The 15,754-nt window shown below is 61.2% G+C and carries 14 protein-coding genes and 1 pseudogene; 4 read left to right on the top strand and 11 right to left on the bottom strand.

What is annotated here, in order from left to right; all coding sequences use genetic code 11:
• Positions 1 to 233: 233 nt before the first annotated feature.
• The 5 genes and pseudogenes from PMI30_RS32105 to PMI30_RS18175 all read right to left on the bottom strand — a co-directional run bounded on the left by PMI30_RS32105 (position 234) and on the right by PMI30_RS18175 (position 4,542).
• Positions 234 to 1,196 (bottom strand): amino acid ABC transporter ATP-binding protein, encoded by a 963-nt coding sequence (locus tag PMI30_RS32105; RefSeq protein ID WP_443216295.1) that lies wholly within the window; start codon positions 1,194 to 1,196, stop codon positions 234 to 236.
• Positions 1,176 to 1,664, bottom strand: a pseudogene (locus PMI30_RS32100) (amino acid ABC transporter permease); the annotation flags it as partial. The pseudogene PMI30_RS32100 and the gene PMI30_RS32105, both read right to left, overlap by 21 nt.
• A 154-nt stretch (positions 1,665 to 1,818) precedes the next feature.
• A complete protein-coding gene (locus PMI30_RS18165) occupies positions 1,819 to 2,616 on the bottom strand; it encodes a transporter substrate-binding domain-containing protein (RefSeq protein ID WP_032835242.1) in 798 nt (265 codons plus the stop codon).
• A gap of 26 nt (positions 2,617 to 2,642) precedes the next feature.
• Positions 2,643 to 3,692 carry an isopenicillin N synthase family dioxygenase gene (locus PMI30_RS18170; protein WP_008008840.1) on the bottom strand — a complete coding sequence of 350 codons (1,050 nt, stop codon included), beginning with the start codon at positions 3,690 to 3,692 and terminating at the stop codon, positions 2,643 to 2,645.
• Positions 3,685 to 4,542: a sugar phosphate isomerase/epimerase family protein gene (locus tag PMI30_RS18175; RefSeq protein ID WP_008008838.1), complete on the bottom strand. Its 858-nt coding sequence runs from the start codon at positions 4,540 to 4,542 to the stop codon at positions 3,685 to 3,687. The genes PMI30_RS18170 and PMI30_RS18175 overlap by 8 nt, the downstream gene beginning before the upstream one ends.
• 303 nt (positions 4,543 to 4,845) lie before the next feature.
• Between PMI30_RS18175 and PMI30_RS18180 the strand changes: the two genes are divergently transcribed.
• Positions 4,846 to 5,664, top strand: coding sequence for a DeoR/GlpR family DNA-binding transcription regulator (locus PMI30_RS18180; RefSeq protein ID WP_008008835.1), 819 nt, complete (start codon positions 4,846 to 4,848; stop codon positions 5,662 to 5,664).
• A gap of 4 nt (positions 5,665 to 5,668) precedes the next feature.
• Here PMI30_RS18180 and otnI read toward each other — a convergent pair whose 3' ends face one another.
• The 6 genes from otnI to PMI30_RS18210 form a co-directional block, all read right to left on the bottom strand.
• Positions 5,669 to 6,451, bottom strand: a complete 783-nt coding sequence (gene otnI / locus PMI30_RS18185; protein ID WP_008008833.1) for a 2-oxo-tetronate isomerase — start codon at positions 6,449 to 6,451, stop codon at positions 5,669 to 5,671.
• A 116-nt stretch (positions 6,452 to 6,567) separates the two neighbouring features.
• On the bottom strand, positions 6,568 to 8,028 hold the full coding sequence (locus tag PMI30_RS18190; protein ID WP_008008832.1) for a GntP family transporter: 1,461 nt from the start codon (positions 8,026 to 8,028) through the stop codon (positions 6,568 to 6,570).
• A gap of 184 nt (positions 8,029 to 8,212) precedes the next feature.
• Entirely contained in the window at positions 8,213 to 8,851 is a 639-nt protein-coding gene (otnC, locus tag PMI30_RS18195; protein ID WP_008008830.1) for a 3-oxo-tetronate 4-phosphate decarboxylase, read from the bottom strand.
• On the bottom strand, positions 8,848 to 10,140 hold the full coding sequence (otnK, locus tag PMI30_RS18200) for a 3-oxo-tetronate kinase (protein WP_008008828.1): 1,293 nt from the start codon (positions 10,138 to 10,140) through the stop codon (positions 8,848 to 8,850). Before otnK ends, otnC begins: the two co-directional genes overlap by 4 nt.
• Positions 10,141 to 10,150: 10 nt before the next feature.
• The gene (gene ltnD / locus PMI30_RS18205; protein WP_274517726.1) at positions 10,151 to 11,083 is read right to left on the bottom strand and encodes an L-threonate dehydrogenase; all 933 of its coding nucleotides are present in this window, start codon (positions 11,081 to 11,083) and stop codon (positions 10,151 to 10,153) included.
• A 15-nt stretch (positions 11,084 to 11,098) separates the two neighbouring features.
• Positions 11,099 to 11,803, bottom strand: coding sequence for a FadR/GntR family transcriptional regulator (locus PMI30_RS18210; RefSeq protein WP_008008826.1), 705 nt, complete (start codon positions 11,801 to 11,803; stop codon positions 11,099 to 11,101).
• Positions 11,804 to 12,195: 392 nt separating this feature from the next.
• Between PMI30_RS18210 and PMI30_RS18215 the strand changes: the two genes are divergently transcribed.
• The 3 genes from PMI30_RS18215 to PMI30_RS18225 are packed head-to-tail and all read left to right on the top strand — an operon-like array spanning position 12,196 to position 15,739.
• Positions 12,196 to 14,082 carry a 3-dehydroquinate synthase gene (locus PMI30_RS18215; protein ID WP_008008824.1) on the top strand — a complete coding sequence of 629 codons (1,887 nt, stop codon included), beginning with the start codon at positions 12,196 to 12,198 and terminating at the stop codon, positions 14,080 to 14,082.
• On the top strand, positions 14,079 to 14,969 hold the full coding sequence (locus PMI30_RS18220; RefSeq protein ID WP_008008822.1) for a UbiA family prenyltransferase: 891 nt from the start codon (positions 14,079 to 14,081) through the stop codon (positions 14,967 to 14,969). The genes PMI30_RS18215 and PMI30_RS18220 overlap by 4 nt, the downstream gene beginning before the upstream one ends.
• Positions 14,966 to 15,739 (top strand): EboA domain-containing protein, encoded by a 774-nt coding sequence (locus PMI30_RS18225; RefSeq protein WP_008008820.1) that lies wholly within the window; start codon positions 14,966 to 14,968, stop codon positions 15,737 to 15,739. Before PMI30_RS18220 ends, PMI30_RS18225 begins: the two co-directional genes overlap by 4 nt.
• Positions 15,740 to 15,754: the final 15 nt, after the last annotated feature.

The following is a 15,754-nucleotide window of genomic DNA, read 5'->3' as shown; positions in this document are numbered from 1 at the left end:
GTCTTTTAGAGGATGAAGGCTCTGGTGTGGAGGCTCAAGCGAAGCAACAATGTTTTGGTCAGCCATCTCGCTGATGGGTCGCTACAACGCCATCTGCTCAAATGATAACGTTATGTCCGATATCGGCTGCCAGGATTGATCATATCGATCAGTCACGGGCCCGTTGCAGGCCCGCAAAGTATCCGCCGCGCCAATCTGACGGGTGAGTTCTGATGGCGCTCAGCCGAACGCATTCAAGACAGGCATCCCTCCTCCTCTGGCTCCTGCAACCCCATGAACCGCCGCACTCTATGAGCCTCAGGCTCCTCGCGGATCGCCCGTGGCGAGGCATCCAGCTGTATGTGGCCGTTGTCCATGAAGATCACCCGGTCGCAAATCGACAGGGCAAAGTCCATCTCATGGGTGACGATTAGCAGGGTCATGCCTTCCCGGGCCAGATTGCTGATGACCGTAAGCACCTCGCCAACCAGCTCCGGATCCAGCGCCGAGGTGGGTTCGTCGAACAACAGGATGTCCGGGTCCATGGCCATGGCCCGGGCAATAGCCACGCGCTGTTGCTGGCCCCCGGACAGTTGATGCGGATATTTGTGGACGTGCGCCAGCAGGCCGACCTTGTCGAGTAGCTGGCAGGCACGTTGTTCGCTCAGTGCGCGGCCGACGCCATGATAACGGGGAGCGAGGCTGATGTTGTCCAGCAGTGTCCGGTGCGGGAACAGGTTGAAGTTCTGGAACACCATGCCGATGCGCCGTACGCCCTGACGAACTCGACGGCCATCCGGTTTGTCCCCGGCATTGATGAAGCTTTCCCCGAACAACAGGATTTCGCCTTGATTGATGTGCTCCAGGCCATTGATCGTACGAATCAGTGAGGTCTTGCCGGAGCCCGACGGGCCGATGATAGAAATCACCTGGCCACTTTGTACCTTCAGGTCGATGCCCTTGAGCACATGATGATCGCCGTAGCGTTTGTGCACGCCCTGCAGTTGCAGGGCCGGGGCGGCGCCTTTGGCCGGGGGTTTGAACGTGCTCGTTGCGACAGGCGCCAGACTGTCACGCAGCACTTTTGCCGAGGCGCTGTCGAGGGTTTGCGGTGTCCGCAGGTTGAGGTCCAGGTAGCGCTCCAGACGCTGCAGGGCGAAGCCGAACACAGTGACGATCAGCACGTAGTACACGCCCACGGCCGCCAGGGTTTCCATCACCAGGAAGTTCTGGGCATACAGGCGCTGACCCACCGTCAGCAGCTCAGTCAGTGAAATCACCGAGATCAACGAGGTCAGTTTGACCACCGTAATGTATTCATTGATCAACGTCGGCAGTGAGATGCGAAACGCCTGGGGAATCACAATCAACCGTTGCAGGCCGAACAGGCCGATACCCAGAGCACGGCCGGCTTCCTTCTGGCCCTTGGCGACCGAGATCAGTCCGCCACGATGAATTTCGGCCATGTAGGCGGCCTCAGTGACCACCAGCGCCAACAGGCCGGAATAGAACGGTACCGACAGGATCGGCCCGGCACCGGGCAACAACTGCGGCAGGTTGTAGATGAAGACCACCAGCACCAGCAGCGGAATGCTGCGAAAGAACCAGATGTAGAGTGACGCCGGCATGCGCAGCCAGGGCAAGCTGGACAACTTGGCTGATGCCAGAACGAAGCCAAGAACCATCCCCAGGAACCAGGCCAGGGCACTCAGTTCGATGACGGTCAGGCTCGCCGCCCAGAAGTCAGTCTTGGAGAACAGCGAAATAAAGTAAGACCAGTCGAATTGCATAGACACCTCGTGCGAGCCGCGCCCTCGACCGAGGGCGCGGTTTCAGCCATTACTCGGAGACCGGTTCCAGATCATATTTTTTGAGAATGGCGGCGTACTCACCGTTGGCTTTACTGTCGGCCAGGGCCTTGACCAACGCCTGATAGGTAGCGTCGGCGTCTTTCTTCACGTAGATGCCCAAGGTCTGCGGATAAACCAGCTTCTGCGAACTGACCACGACCCGCCCGTTGGTGCGCTGGGCAATCATGTGCGCGGCACCGGCGATTTCCACCTGCGCCTGAATGTTCTTCGAGAGCAGCGCCTGCGTCACTTCGGGAGCCGAGGGGTATTCGTTGACGGTGATGGCGCCTTTGTTGTTCGGTACGCAGTAGTCGCTGGACAACTGGGTGAATTTGGCGACCCAGGTGGTGCCCTGCTCCAGGCCGATCTTCAGACCGCACAAGTCCTCGGGAACCTGCGGGGTCAACTCACTGCCCTTGGGCACCATGATCGCGGCGCCGGTGTTGGCATAGGCGATGGTGCGGGCCTGGAGCTGGCGTTCGGGTGTGATGTACATACCGGAAATGATCGCGTCGTAATGCCCGGCGTTGAGGCCGTTGATCAGATTGGGAAACTTGGTGTCGACGAAGTTGGCCTTGACGCTCATCGCCTTGGCCAGGGAGTGGGCCAACTCAGGGTCGGAGCCAACCACATTCTTGTCAGCGTCGTAGGACTCGAACGGCGGGTAGGTGATTTCCATACCGACCTTCAACACACCGGGGGTCGCGGTGCTGGCGAAGGCGGCGTTGGCGCAGAACAGGCCGGCGGCGAGCAGGCTCAGTTTGCTCAGGGCGTAGTGGCTTTTCATCATGGGAAGCTCCGTTGGTTGTTTTTTTAGGAATGAGTGGTGGTGTTCTTCAGGCGGCCGAAGCTCGATGGCTTTCGAGCCCGGGACGGCAGCTCAAGCTCGCCGTTTTCCACGCGTTTGCGCAGGTACTGGTAGGTCTGCAGCGCTTGGCTCCACATGTGTTCGCCAATCGCCAGTGCCTCGTAATCCCCGGCATCCCTGGCGAATGCCGGTAGCGGTTTGATCAGCGTGTGATAGTCGCAGGCGTAGAACAGCGGGAAGCTGTAGCGCTCCTGAGCGACCTTGCGCACCCGGTGAGCAGTGGCGACAAAGGCACCTGCGGTCATGACTTCCAGCATGTCGCCGATGTTCACCACGAACGCCCCGGGCATCGGCGGTGCATCGATCCATTGATCCTGATCGTTAAGCACCTCCAACCCCGGCTGATCGGCGTGCAGGATGGTGAAGCACTCGTAGTCGGTATGTGCGCCGATGCCCGGAGCGTCGACGACATCGGCGTCGAAGGGGTAATGGATCAGTCGCAGCTTGGAGGGCGGGCGAGTCACTAGCGCATCGAAATAGCCCTCCTTCAGCCCCAGGGCCAACGCGAAGCCATCGAACAGCCGGCGGCCAAGGGCAAACACCGCCTGATAGTAGTTTTGCACCGCGCCCTGGAAGCCCGGCACGTCGGGCCAGTGGTTCGGTCCCAGCAGCGGCGTACGGTTGAGGAACAGCGGGTCATCCACTGACACTTCGAAGCCGATATCGAAGGCCTCTTTATGATCCGGCTTGCCCTTGGAATACACCTCCTCACCTTCGGGCACGAACCCCTTATGGCTTTGCGAGGTGCCGATGTAGTGGCGCATCTTGGCTTCCAGCGGCTGTGCAAAATAATCCCTGGCCGCCTGGCGCAGGCCCTCGATCAGCGCCGGATCGATGCCATGCCCGGTGATGTACAGAAAGCCCACATCGCTGGCGGCGCGGCCCAGTTGCTCGGCCACGGCCAGGCGGTGCTCCAGCTCGATACTGAAGAGTCCCGCGATGTTCACCACCGGGATGCTGTTGAAGTTGGCCTGGGTTGACGAGGTTTTACTCATGGCGGGTTCCTTCACGGGTGAAACGGTCGAAGTGTTCGCGCTCGGTCCGGGCCATCCACTGGTTCAAGGTCCAGAGGTCAGCCACCGGCATATTGGTGAAGGGCAAGTGATGCAGATAACCGTCGGCACCGAACTCCGGCGTCAGGGTGCTGACCGAATAGCCGCGCTGAAGCTGAGAGGCCCAGACGGCCTCCCAGTGGCGCTGATGAAACGCCAGTTCACGGGCATATTCCGGAGCAGCGGGATGGGGGACTTGCGGGCCCTGGTCATAGCCGACCCGGGCCTGAAGGTGATGCACACGCTCGACGAAGGTCGAAAGATCGTCGGCCGGGTCGTCCAGCAATCGCTCACAGCAGACCACCCAATGACTGATGTCACTGGTGAAACGCAGTCCCGGCAGTTGGCGGATCAGTTCCAGGGTTACCCAAGGGCTGTACAGGGAACGGGCGCGGTGAGTCTCGAAACTACAGAACACCCCATGCCTGGCGGCCAATTCCATCGCCTGGCCAAAGAACTCGACCTGCAATGCCTGCGGCCAGCGGTCGTTGCCGGCCAGCAGATTGACGAAACGTGGGGTCAGCTCCGAGGCCCAGCCCAGCTTGCGGTCAATGTCGGCCAAGTGTTGGGCGGGTGTGGCGTTCTGGTCGGGCAATACATCGTAGGCACTGAACAGCGTGCAGATATAGGGAACCCGATTGCTGCGCAGGAAAGCGCCGAACTCGCCACGCTCATTGGCCTGCAGCGGCAGGCGTGCTTCGATGCCATCGAAGCCGGCGGCGAGCAATTCATCCAGGGCCTGTGCCTTGCCGGCGGTATAGCCCCACAATGTGCGGAAAATCTCTAGCTTCATGCATTCCTCTCGGCTGCGTCGGGCCACTAGCGGATTGGGCTGGTGGCATTACTGGGCAGTCGAAAGGGGATGCTGCGGGCTGCTGCTCTGATGGCTGCGGTCCCGTGCGACGAATCCTAAGGCTACGGCGACAAACGATTGAATAGGCTGCAGCAAATAGTTAGTTCAGAAATTCATGAACTAACGCTGGCGGGTTTCCTCATGGGAACAGTGATCCGCAACACCTCGTCCCTTCACCGTAGATTCGCTACTATGTTTGCCCCCGCTTTCCTTGTCTGCGGTTTTCTTCATTCTGGAGCCCGAATGCCTAGTCAAAAGGACATCGCCGCCGAAAGCGGCGCACCGATGATCCCTGAACAGCGCCGTGAATTGATGCTGCGCCAGTTGCGCAAGCATCAGGTGCTGAGCGTTCATCAGTTGATGGAAATGTTCGACTGTTCGCACATGACCATCCGCCGCGATATCGCGCTGCTGGAACAGGAAGGCCGTGCTTACTCGGTCACCGGTGGCGTGCGAATCGCCAGCCAGCTCCATAGCGAGCCCAGCCATCAGATCAAGGCGGTGGTCGAGTTGCCGCAGAAGCAGGCGATGGCCAAGCTGGCCGCGCGGCTATTGCATGCCGATATGACGGTTTATCTGGATGCGGGGACGAGCACGCTGGAGATCGTCCCGTACATCAAGGCGCTGTCGGGCATGACCGTGGTGACCAACGATTTCGGGATTGTCCAGGCGTTGATCGATGCGCCTCAGGTCACGGTGATTCACACTGGCGGGCAACTGGATCATTCCAATCAATCGTGCGTGGGCGGTCTGGCGGTGGCCACCTTGCGCCAGGTCGTCACTGATGTCGCCTTCATCTCCACCAGCTCCTGGGATTTACGTCGCGGCCTCACCACGCCTTCGGCGCTGAAGGTGGAGGTCAAGCAAGTCGCGATGCAATCGGCCTCGCAAGTGGTGCTGGTGGCGAGCAGTTCGAAGTACGGCACGTTCAGCATGTACAGGATTGCCGGGCTCGAACAGTTCGACATCATCCTCAGCGACGACGCGTTGACCCCTGCCGCGGCCGATAGCATCCGCAAGCAGGGTGTCGAACTGTTGTTGCCCGGCGATAACAACGTGTAAGGCGTTATCGCGCCTTCCAGTCCCGCAGCCACTGCAAGCCGGCCGAGGTATTACCACGCGGCCGGTATTCGCACCCTACCCAGCCGTCATAACCCAACTGGTCGATCAACTCGAACAGATAGGGATAATTGACTTCTCCCAGGTCCGGCTCATGTCGATCCGGCACGCCGGCGATCTGGATATGACCGATGCCGTCGAAGTCCCGACGCAATTTAGTGGCCAGGTCCCCTTCGACGATCTGGCAGTGGTAGCAGTCGAACTGAACCTTCAGGTTAGTGGCGCCCACTTCCTTGCAGATGGCTTGGGCCTGATCCTGCCGGTTGAGGAAAAAGCCCGGCATGTCCCGGGTATTGATCGGTTCCAGCAGCACCGTGATGCCAGCCTTGGCGGCCTGCGCGGTGGCGTAAGCCAGGTTCTCCAGGTACACGCCGTGATGCCGTGGGCGATCAGTTTCCGACGGCAGCAGCCCGGCCATCACATGGATGCGCGAGTTGCCCAGCACCGCGGCGTATTCCAGCGCGCGATCGAAACCGCTACGAAATTCACTTTCCCGCCCCGGCAACGACACCGTGCCGCGCTCGCCCGCCGCCCAATCGCCGGGCGGTGCGTTGAACAGTGCCTGCACCAGGCCGTTGTCGCTCAAGCGCTGTTTGAGTTCCTGAGCGCTGTAGTCGTAGGGAAACAGGTATTCCACGGCTTCGAAACCATCGGCGGCAGAGGCGGCGAAGCGGTCCAGAAACTCATGTTCCGGATAGAGCATGCTGAGGTTGGCGGCAAAACGAGGCATGGTAGCTCCTATCTATGTTTTTGTAGGCGCCAGGCTTGCCGGCGAAGGCGATCTCAAGGACGCTTTCGCCGGCAAGCCGTGCTCCTGCAGGTGTTCGATCGGATCGACAATTTTCGTTAGACAAACGGCCAGATCAACAAGGTAATACCGAAACCCAACGTACCGAGCAAGGTGGTCAACACCGTCCAGGTGCGCAAGCCGTCGGCCACGTTCAGCCCGGATAGTTTGGTGAAGATCCAGTAACCGGCATCATTGATATGGGACATGGCCAACCCGCCACCGCCCATGGCCAGGCACAACAGTGCCATGTGATTCGCCGTGAGATCGAGGGTAGCGATCAGCGGGCTGATGATGCCGGCGGTGGTCACCAGCGCCACCGTGGTCGAACCCTGGACCGCACGCAACAGCATGGTCAGCAGAAAGCCCAGCGCGAGTACCGGCAGACCGGTGGTGCGCAGCATATCGGAGACCACGGCGCCGATTCCGGTATCCACCAACACCTTGCCGAACACACCGCCGGCACCGGCAATCAGGATCACCATGGCCACGCCAGGCAAGGCCGAACCGATCACGTCAGACACCTGAGTACGACTCCAGCCCCGACGCGAACCCAGCAACCAGGCACACAGCAAGGTATCGATCAGCAGCGCCACCAGCGGCGCGCCGAGCACCGTCATGATGCCGCGCAGGACCGAGTCGGCAGGCAGCAACGAGGTGGACAGGGTCCCCAGCAGGATCAGAATGATCGGCAACACAATCAGGCTGACGATCAGGCCAAAACCCGGTGGTGGAGCCGGCGGCAACTTGGAAACGATGCTGCTGGTGGCTTCTTCCAGCCCCATGTGCGACGCGGCCACAGCTGATCGTTCAGGGCTCTTGTCGTTGCCATTGGACCAGGCGGCCAGGTCCTCGTTGGTGACATGCGGGCCGTAGACCTCGGCCCGAATATCGTCAGTCATCGGGTACACCCGACGGGTCATGCGCCCGGCCACGCGGTAGCCGACATAGCAAAGGAACGCAGTGATTGGCAGACCAAACATCAGCACGCGGCCGAGGTCGGCACCCAACTGGCTGGCAGCCGCCACTGCACCCGGATGGGGTGGCAGGAAGGCGTGTACGGTCAGCAACGCAGCGCACATCGGCAGCGCGAACACCAACAACGGTTTACGCGCACTGCGAGCGACGCCATAGGCCAGCGGCATCAGGATGATCACGCCGACTTCGAAGAACACCGGCACCCCGACCATGAACCCGGCAATCGTCAGCGCCAGTGGCGTGCGGCGATTGCCGAAGCGGGTAATCAGCGTCTTGGCTAGCGCCTCGGCACCGCCGGAGAGTTCGATGATACGCCCGATCATCGCGCCCAAGGCAATGATGATCGCGATATGGCCCAAGGTCTTGCCCATGCCGCCTTCAATGGTGGCGACCAGATCGGCCGGTTTCACCCCAGCGACCAGCGCCACCAGAATGCTCACCAGCATCAAGGCCACGAAAGGCTGGAACTTGTACTTGAGCACCAGAAACAACAACAGAGCGATCCCTAGCCCCGCGGTAACCATCAGGATTAACGGGCTCATTTCAGAAGCCCTCCACGCCGGGTGAACGAAAGGGTTTTTCTGAAACTGCCGCAGTGAAGGTGAGTCATGCCTGGATGTCCTCTTGTTATTGTATTTTTCAGGCAAGCCGGGGTCGTGGGAAGTCGCTGCGCGTCTCCCGAACAGGGCCTGCTTTATCGGTCTATCGTGTTAAAAAATCAGAGCGCTACCAGTGCGCGCCGAAGGTCACTCGCAGCTCGTCCAGTGCTGCCTGATCGAGCGGCTCGGGCTTGGGATTGCTCATCAGCCACAGCCGTGCGGTTTCCTCGAGTTCTTCCAGGGCGTAGCTGGCCCTGGACACCGAACTTTCCCAAACTACCGGTCCCAGCCGTTCGAGCATCACACCGCGAACGCTGTTGGCCAGTTGCGCAACCTGTTCGGCCACTTTCGGCGAGCCGGGACGCTGGTAGCTGATCAACGGGATATGCCCGACTTTCATCACCTGATACGGCGTCAGTGGTGGCAGGATGTCGTTCGGCTGCCAGACACCCGCCAGCGTCAACGCCACCAGATGGGTGGAATGGGTATGCACCACGCCACCGACGCCCGGGTTGCGGTCGTAGACCTGGCGATGCAGCGCCAATGTCTTTGACGGCTTGTCACCAGAGACCCATTCGCCCGCCAGATTGACCTTGGCGATGGTCGCCGGGTCGAGGCGGCCGAGGCAGACGTCAGTCGGCGTGATCAGCCAACCGTCGTCCAGACGTGCGCTTATGTTGCCGGCGCTGCCGACGGTGTAACCGCGCTCATAAAGGCTGCGGCCAACCTGGCAGATTTCTTCGCGCAGGGCGTTTTCGTCGCTCATTGAGCACCCCCGGCCAGTTGCTTCAAGGCTTTGCTGAAAAAATCCCGACCACCGAAGTTGCCCGATTTGAGCGCCAGGGCCAGCGGCTCATCCGTGTTGCTGACTGTCGCTGGCACACCCGGATCGATCTGCGCGCCGATCTGCAGCAATTGCACACCCAGCGCCTGAACCACAGCGCCCGAGGTTTCACCGCCAGCGATCACGAAGCGTCGTACGCCGCTCTGGCGCAGGCCCTGAGCGATCTCACCCAACGCATTCTCCACCAAGGTACCGGCCCGTTCGACGCCGAGTTGCTGTTGCACCGCCTTCACTTCGTCCGGGGTGCTGGTGGCGTAGATCAATACGGTCTGTTCGTTATCACGGGCGAAGGCCAAAGCCCGGGCAACCACCGGTTCCCCGGCAGCCAGGGCCAACGGATCAATCCGCAGCGCCGGCCGACCGGCTTCGAGCCAGGCCGCCACTTGTCCATTGGTAGCGATCGAAGCGCTGCCAGCCAACACCACTTCACCGCCCGATACTGCCGGGAGTTTCGAGGCGTCGAGATCGCGCAATTTGCCGGCGCGACGGAAGTTTTCCGGCAAGCCCAGGGCCAGCCCCGAACCGCCGGTCAGCAGCGGCAAGTCGGCGCAGGCGGTACCGAGGGTGTACAGATCGTGGTCTGACAAGGCATCGGCAATCGCCATGCCGACACCTTGAGCCCGTAGCTCTTTGATCCGCTCACGCACCTGCTCGACCCCTTGGGCAATGGTGTCGTAGCGCAACAAACCGACGTTCAGGCTGGTCTGCGATTGCAACACCCGAACCAGGTTGGCGTCGGTCATCGGCGTCAACGGGTGATGTTGCATGCCCGACTCGCTGAGCAACTGATCCTGCACAAACAAGTGGCCGCGAAAGATCGTCCGGCCATTCTCCGGGAACGCCGGGCACGCCAGGGTGAAGTCGCTACCCAGTGCCGCCAGCAACGCTTCGCTGACCTGGCCGATATTGCCGGCAGCGGTGGAGTCGAACGTCGAGCAATACTTGAAAAAGATCTGCTCGCAGCCTTGCTCACGCAGCCAGGCCAGCGCGGCGAGGGACTGTTCGACCGCTTCGGCGACGGGAATGGTGCGCGACTTCAGCGCGATGACAATCGCATCGGCATCGAGCCCGGCAGCCACTTCGCTGCTCGGAATTCCGATGCTTTGCACGGTGCGCATACCGCCGCGCACCAGCATGTTGGCAAGGTCCGTGGCACCGGTGAAATCGTCGGCGATGCAGCCCAGCAATGGGCGTGCGGTGGTTGTGTTCATTGGGCGTTCCTCAAACCGGCTCAGTCTTGGCAGTCGGCAACTCGATGCCGGGGAAAATCTTGATCACCGCCGAGTCGTCCTCACGACCGAAACCTGCACTGGATGCCTGCATGAACATCTGGTGGGCGGTGGCCGACAGCGGCAGCGGAAATTTGCTGGCCCGTGCGGTATCCAGCACCAGGCCCAGGTCCTTGACGAAAATATCCACCGCGGACAACGGCGTGTAATCGGCCTTGAGAATGTGCGGCACGCGGTTTTCGAACATCCAGGAATTACCGGCGCTGTGGGTGATCACTTCGTAAAGCGCATCGGCGTCGACCCCTTCACGCAGGCCCAGCGCCATGGCTTCGGCAGAGGCCGCGATGTGCACCCCGGCGAGCAACTGGTTGATGATCTTGACCTTCGAGCCCAGGCCATGAGTGTCACCCAGGCGATAGACCTTGCCGGCCATGCCCGCGAGGACCGCTTCGGCCTTGGCATAAGCATCGGCCGGGCCAGAGGTCATCATGGTCATTTCACCGGCAGCGGCCTTGGCCGCGCCACCGGAAATCGGCGCATCCAGATACAGCAAGCCCTGCGCAGTCAGGCGCTGGCCCAGATCGACGGCGTAGGTCGGCGCCACGGTGGCGCAACCGATCACCAGGCTGCCAGGGCGCAACGCAGCGACCGCACCACCCTCTCCAAACAACACGGTTTCGGTCTGCTCGGCATTCACCACCACGGTAATGATCACGTCGCACTCAGCTGCCATGTGCGCGGGTGAAGCACACGCCACACCGCCCTCGCCGGCAAACTGTTCCGTCACCGCCGCACGCACATCACAGGCATGCACATTGAAGCCGCTGCGCAACAGTGAGCGGGCAATGCCCAGGCCCATCGCGCCCAGACCGACAACACCGACATTTTTGTTATTCATGGGGGTACTCCTTAGTGACCGGCTTATGAGGAAAACAGCGGCCTATTCCACGCCGGCAAGGCGCAGGCGGCGGGCCGCGTTGTAGATATGGGCACGGGCGGCATGCCCGGCGGCGAGCGGATCGCGCAGCCGAATGGCCGCCACGATCGCTTGATGTTCTTCGTGTACCTGACGGGAGAAATCCGCCCTGCCCGCCTCGTTGGTGCGGGTGATGCGGGTGGCGGCCTCCAGGTACTGACTGACGAATTCCAGGGTCTTGAGAAAGTAGGGATTGCCCGTGGCTCGAGCGATGGCACGGTGAAAAGCCACATCGGCGCGAACACCGTCCAGCCCCTCATCGACCTCTTCATCGATGTGTGCCAGCGCCTCGTCAATCTGCACCAGATCGGCCTCGCTGCGATTGAGCGCCGCCTCGCAAGCGATTTCTGCCTCTATGGCACGTCGCAGCGCCAACAGGTGAAAGACACTGCCGGGCAGATTGGCTTCGGTGTAATCGATACGCAGCGGGCGGATATTGGCGTTGGCGGTGACGAAGATGCCGCGCCCTTGTTGGGGCTGCAGCACGCCTTCGTTCTTGAGACGGGAGATGGCTTCGCGGACCACGGTGCGACTGACACCGAAGGCTTCCGAGAGCATGGCTTCACTGGGCAGTTTGCTGCCGGTGGCGAACACACCGTTCTCAATCTTGTCCAGCAGCTGCTGAGCGACGCTGTCACTCAGCACGTGAGTCGGGACCTTGTCGAACATCGTAGCCATCCTGTTTTTGTCTTGTTATCAGGTTGTCATACAGGTTGAGCAGATAATCTCCCAATGAACGGATTATGTGAAGTCTTTTTTTAAAATAACATTTTTTAACATGCCAACTGCGCAAAACCTGTGGGAGCGGGCTTGACTGACAGGCATTACCCAAGCGACTGAATACCGGTGTTTTCAGAGGGCATCGCGGAAAAGGTCAAATTGCCATCAGGCGACCTTGCAAAAACACCGCGACCGTCTAAGTTCAAGACTAGCTTCACAGGCGCAATCAACCGCCCATCAACCAGCCCCTCAGGCGAGAGAGTCTATTGACCTGAAACACACCAGACGCTGCTTTTGATAACTGACACGGAATCAGTCAAAAATAACAAGAGGGATGCTTGATGAAGCGCAGCCGTGGGTATCGTGCGTTCTCGCAAAGAGGGCCAGCCGGGCATTTTTGGCTGTCATTGTTTTGCTTCTCCGGCCTGGTGATCGCCAGCTTCCTGTTGTTCGAACAACAGCTCCAGGACTTCCTGACCCATCTCAACCTGTACTTGCCGTCTACGCCCACCCAGAAATTCAACCTGGCGCTGTTGCTGATCGCCCTGCTGGCGCTGGACGTGGTGCTGCCGGTGCCTTCGAGCATGGTCGCGCTGCTGGCCGTGGCGATGCTCGGCAGTCTCGGCGGCTATCTGGTGATTTTCATTGGCCTGTGCCTGGGAGCCGGGCTGGGTTATGCGCTGGGCGCCGGCTATTTCCGCCTGCTTTCCGGCCGCCTGGGCCTGCATCAGCGCCAACCGGGGCAACTGGCGTATCGGTTGGGCACGCTGTCGTTGATCTGCCTGCGCGGCGTGCCGGTATTGGCGGAAACCTCGGTGGTCGCCGCCGGCATGCAACGTTATCCGCTGCGCGCGTTTCTACTGGTCACCACCCTGGCCAATGCCGGCCTGGCACTGGCCTACAGCGCCATCGGCACCTTCCTCGTCGAGCAAAACGCACTGCTGGTGACCCTCCTCGCCAGCATGGTGTTGCCCGCGCTGTTTATCGCCGGGTACAGCCTGTTCAAGACCTTGCGCAAACAAATCACTGAACAACCGCTGCACGGGCGTTTCGAGGTCAGTTATGACTACCCGGTGGTGTTCACCGATCACCTGTTCGATCCGCTCAACCCCTGTCTGCACCACCAGCTCACTGCACGACTCACCCCACAGCACCGGGGCCCGGTGACAGTGCTGGTGTTCGCTGATGAACAACTGTTGCAAAGCGCTCCACAACTGCTGGAACAAATCGATGCCTACTTTGCCGCCCATGCGGCGGATCTGCATTTGCTGGCCGCGCCAATTGCGGTGCCGGCCGGTGAGCTGAGCAAGGATTCACAGGTGCTGCAGCAGCTGTACACCGACATGCTGCAACATGGGCTGGACCGGCATTGTTATGTCCTGGCCCTGGGAGGCGGCGCGGTGCTGGATGCGGTGGGCTACGCCAGCGCTACCTTCCATCGCGGCATTCGCCTGATTCGTATCCCAAGTACCGTGCTGGCGCAGAACGATGCCGGTATCGGTGTGAAAAACGGCATCAATGCCTTCGGCCAGAAGAATCTGCTGGGAACCTTCTACCCCGCCACCGCAGTGATCAACGACTTCCAGCTGCTGACCAGCCTGACCCGTCGCGACCAGATCGCCGGGCTGGCCGAGGCGGTAAAGGTGGCGCTGATCAAGGACCAGGCGTTTTTCCAATGGATGGAGCAACAGGCCGACGCCCTCGCCCACTTCGATCACCCGGCCAGCCGCTACGCCATCCGCCGCTGCGCCGAACTGCACCTGGCGCACATCACCGGTGCTGGCGACCCCTTCGAACGCGGTAACGGGCGGCCACTGGATTACGGGCACTGGGCCGCGCACAAACTGGAAAATCTCAGCCACCACCGGCTGCGCCATGGTGAAGCCGTGGCAGTGGGCATGGCCCTGGATGGACTCTATGCCAATGCCCTCGGGCTGTTGAGCGATGCCGACACTGAACGTGTGCTGAACCTGTTGCTCAAGCTCGGCTTCAACCTGTGCCCACCGGAACTGAGCTTGAAAGATGCCCAGGGGCGCTCACAGGTTTTGCTCGGGCTGGAGGAATTCCGCCAGCATTTGGGCGGGCAACTCTCTATCCCCATGCTCAGCCGGATCGGCGAATCGGTGGACTTGCATGAAATCGATACCGCGCGGATGGAGCAGGCACTGCAACGACTGTCCACCCGCAGCAGTCCGGCGCTCACCCTGAGCGAAGGCTGCGCGCAATGAGCCAGACACCGCTGAACCTCAAGACCTGGATGACCCTGGGCCGGGTATCCAACTTGCCCACGGTGTGGACCAACACTCTGGCCGCCGCCCTGCTGGCCAGCAGCGCCGGTGCCCTGGCGCCGCCGTCGTCGCTGGTGTGGATCCTGCTGCTGGCCGCACTGTCGCTGTTGTATCTGGCCGGCATGTTGTTGAACGACCTGCTCGACGCCGACTGGGACCAACAGCACGATAACCCCCGCCCCATCACCCTCGGTCTGGTCAGTCGACAGCAGGTGGGCTTGGCCACTGCGCTGTTGCTGATATTGGCCGGCGCCTCGGTGCTGGGCCTGAGCCAGCTGATCGACCAGCCGCAGTGGCTGCTGGGCAGCGCCACTCTGCTGGTGGGCTGCATCCTCGGCTACAACCTGCTGCACAAGAAGTATGCCCACAGCGTCTGGCTGATGGGTGCCTGTCGCTCGGCGCTCTACCTCACGGCGGCGGCCAGCCTGGCGGTGCCACCGGAGCCGATCTGGCTGTGCGCCATTTTGCTCGGCGTCTACATCAGTGGCCTGACTTACCTGGCCCGCCAGGAACACCGCAATCAATTGCTCAGCCGCCTCCCACTGATCCTGATGCTGAGCCCGCTGGCCTTGGCGATCTATTCCGACAACGTCTGGTTTTGGCCGGTGCTGCTGCTCTGGCTTGGCTGGCTGGGCTGGCACTACTGGCACCACCTGGCCAACCCGCAGCAACGGCAGGTCCGCGCCTTTATCGGCGCTGGCCTGGCGGCCCTGCCGCTGTTCGATGCCCTGGTGCTGGCTGTGGCCAACCAGCCTCTGGGCAGTTTGTTATGTGTCCTGGTGTTTTTCCTGCTTCCACACTTCCAGCGCTGGATCAAACCGACATGAACATGGACGTCACAGCGCCGCCATCGGCGGCCCTCGACATGCGCCACGATTGCCTCGCCGAACAACGCCAGGCCTTCACCCAACAGCTCGATGACACCGAACTGCAGTGGTGGCGCCAGGCACAGGCGCGGCTTGACCAACGCCCGGACGCCAATACCGCCGCGCTCTTGAGCAGCCAGTGCAAGCGCAGCCTCAAAGAGCCTGCACTGCCCAACAATTGCGGCTGGAGCAACGTCCAGCTGGCGCGAGCGTTGTTGCAGGCTCAAGTACTGGAACAACAACCCCTCGCCGGGCAACTGCCCTTGCTGCGCCAGTTGTTTCTGTGGGGCGACGATCAGGAAAAAATCGCCACCTTGAAGGCCCTCGACTGGCTCGATAGCCGTGGGCTGTGCGTGGAACTCGCGTTGCAGGCCGGGCGCACCAGTAACAGCCTGGTGTTTGCCGCCCTTGCCCTGGACACCCTCTACCCGTCGCGGCACTACAGCGAACGGGCCTTCCATCAACTGGTGCTGAAGGCACTGGGCATGGGGCTCGACGTAAAACGCCTGATCGGCCTGACGCAACGACACAGCGTCACCCTCAACCAACTGGCCCTCGACCTGCTGGACGAACAGCTCGCCGCCGAACGAACGGTGTCTGTCGGGCTGCCCCGGGTGATTGCCTTCAACCTCCTCAGCCCGGCGCAACACCAGCGCCTGATAGGCCTGAATCAGCAGCAACGCCTGCCGCCGGAATGGTGTGACTACCTGGCCGGCACCTCACCGAACTGATGCTCAACCACCCCC

Source organism: Pseudomonas sp. GM50 (assembly GCF_000282375.1).
Taxonomy (GTDB): domain Bacteria; phylum Pseudomonadota; class Gammaproteobacteria; order Pseudomonadales; family Pseudomonadaceae; genus Aquipseudomonas.
Note: the sequence above shows the minus strand (reverse complement) of the source record. Positions and strands in the feature narration are given on the sequence as shown.

What these genes read in the sequence shown, in the direction of transcription:
- PMI30_RS18220 (WP_008008822.1), top strand. Translation starts at nt 14,079, where the DNA reads ATGAGCCAGACACCGCTGAACCTCAAGACCTGGATGACCCTGGGCCGG.
- PMI30_RS18180 (WP_008008835.1), top strand. Translation starts at nt 4,846, where the DNA reads ATGCCTAGTCAAAAGGACATCGCCGCCGAAAGCGGCGCACCGATGATC.
- otnI (WP_008008833.1), bottom strand. Translation starts at nt 6,451, where the DNA reads ATGCCTCGTTTTGCCGCCAACCTCAGCATGCTCTATCCGGAACATGAG.
- PMI30_RS18225 (WP_008008820.1), top strand. Translation starts at nt 14,966, where the DNA reads ATGAACATGGACGTCACAGCGCCGCCATCGGCGGCCCTCGACATGCGC.
- PMI30_RS18210 (WP_008008826.1), bottom strand. Translation starts at nt 11,803, where the DNA reads ATGTTCGACAAGGTCCCGACTCACGTGCTGAGTGACAGCGTCGCTCAG.
- PMI30_RS32105 (WP_443216295.1), bottom strand. Translation starts at nt 1,196, where the DNA reads ATGGAAACCCTGGCGGCCGTGGGCGTGTACTACGTGCTGATCGTCACT.
- PMI30_RS18165 (WP_032835242.1), bottom strand. Translation starts at nt 2,616, where the DNA reads ATGAAAAGCCACTACGCCCTGAGCAAACTGAGCCTGCTCGCCGCCGGC.
- otnC (WP_008008830.1), bottom strand. Translation starts at nt 8,851, where the DNA reads ATGAGCGACGAAAACGCCCTGCGCGAAGAAATCTGCCAGGTTGGCCGC.
- PMI30_RS18215 (WP_008008824.1), top strand. Translation starts at nt 12,196, where the DNA reads ATGAAGCGCAGCCGTGGGTATCGTGCGTTCTCGCAAAGAGGGCCAGCC.
- PMI30_RS18190 (WP_008008832.1), bottom strand. Translation starts at nt 8,028, where the DNA reads ATGAGCCCGTTAATCCTGATGGTTACCGCGGGGCTAGGGATCGCTCTG.
- PMI30_RS18170 (WP_008008840.1), bottom strand. Translation starts at nt 3,692, where the DNA reads ATGAGTAAAACCTCGTCAACCCAGGCCAACTTCAACAGCATCCCGGTG.
- PMI30_RS18175 (WP_008008838.1), bottom strand. Translation starts at nt 4,542, where the DNA reads ATGAAGCTAGAGATTTTCCGCACATTGTGGGGCTATACCGCCGGCAAG.
- otnK (WP_008008828.1), bottom strand. Translation starts at nt 10,140, where the DNA reads ATGAACACAACCACCGCACGCCCATTGCTGGGCTGCATCGCCGACGAT.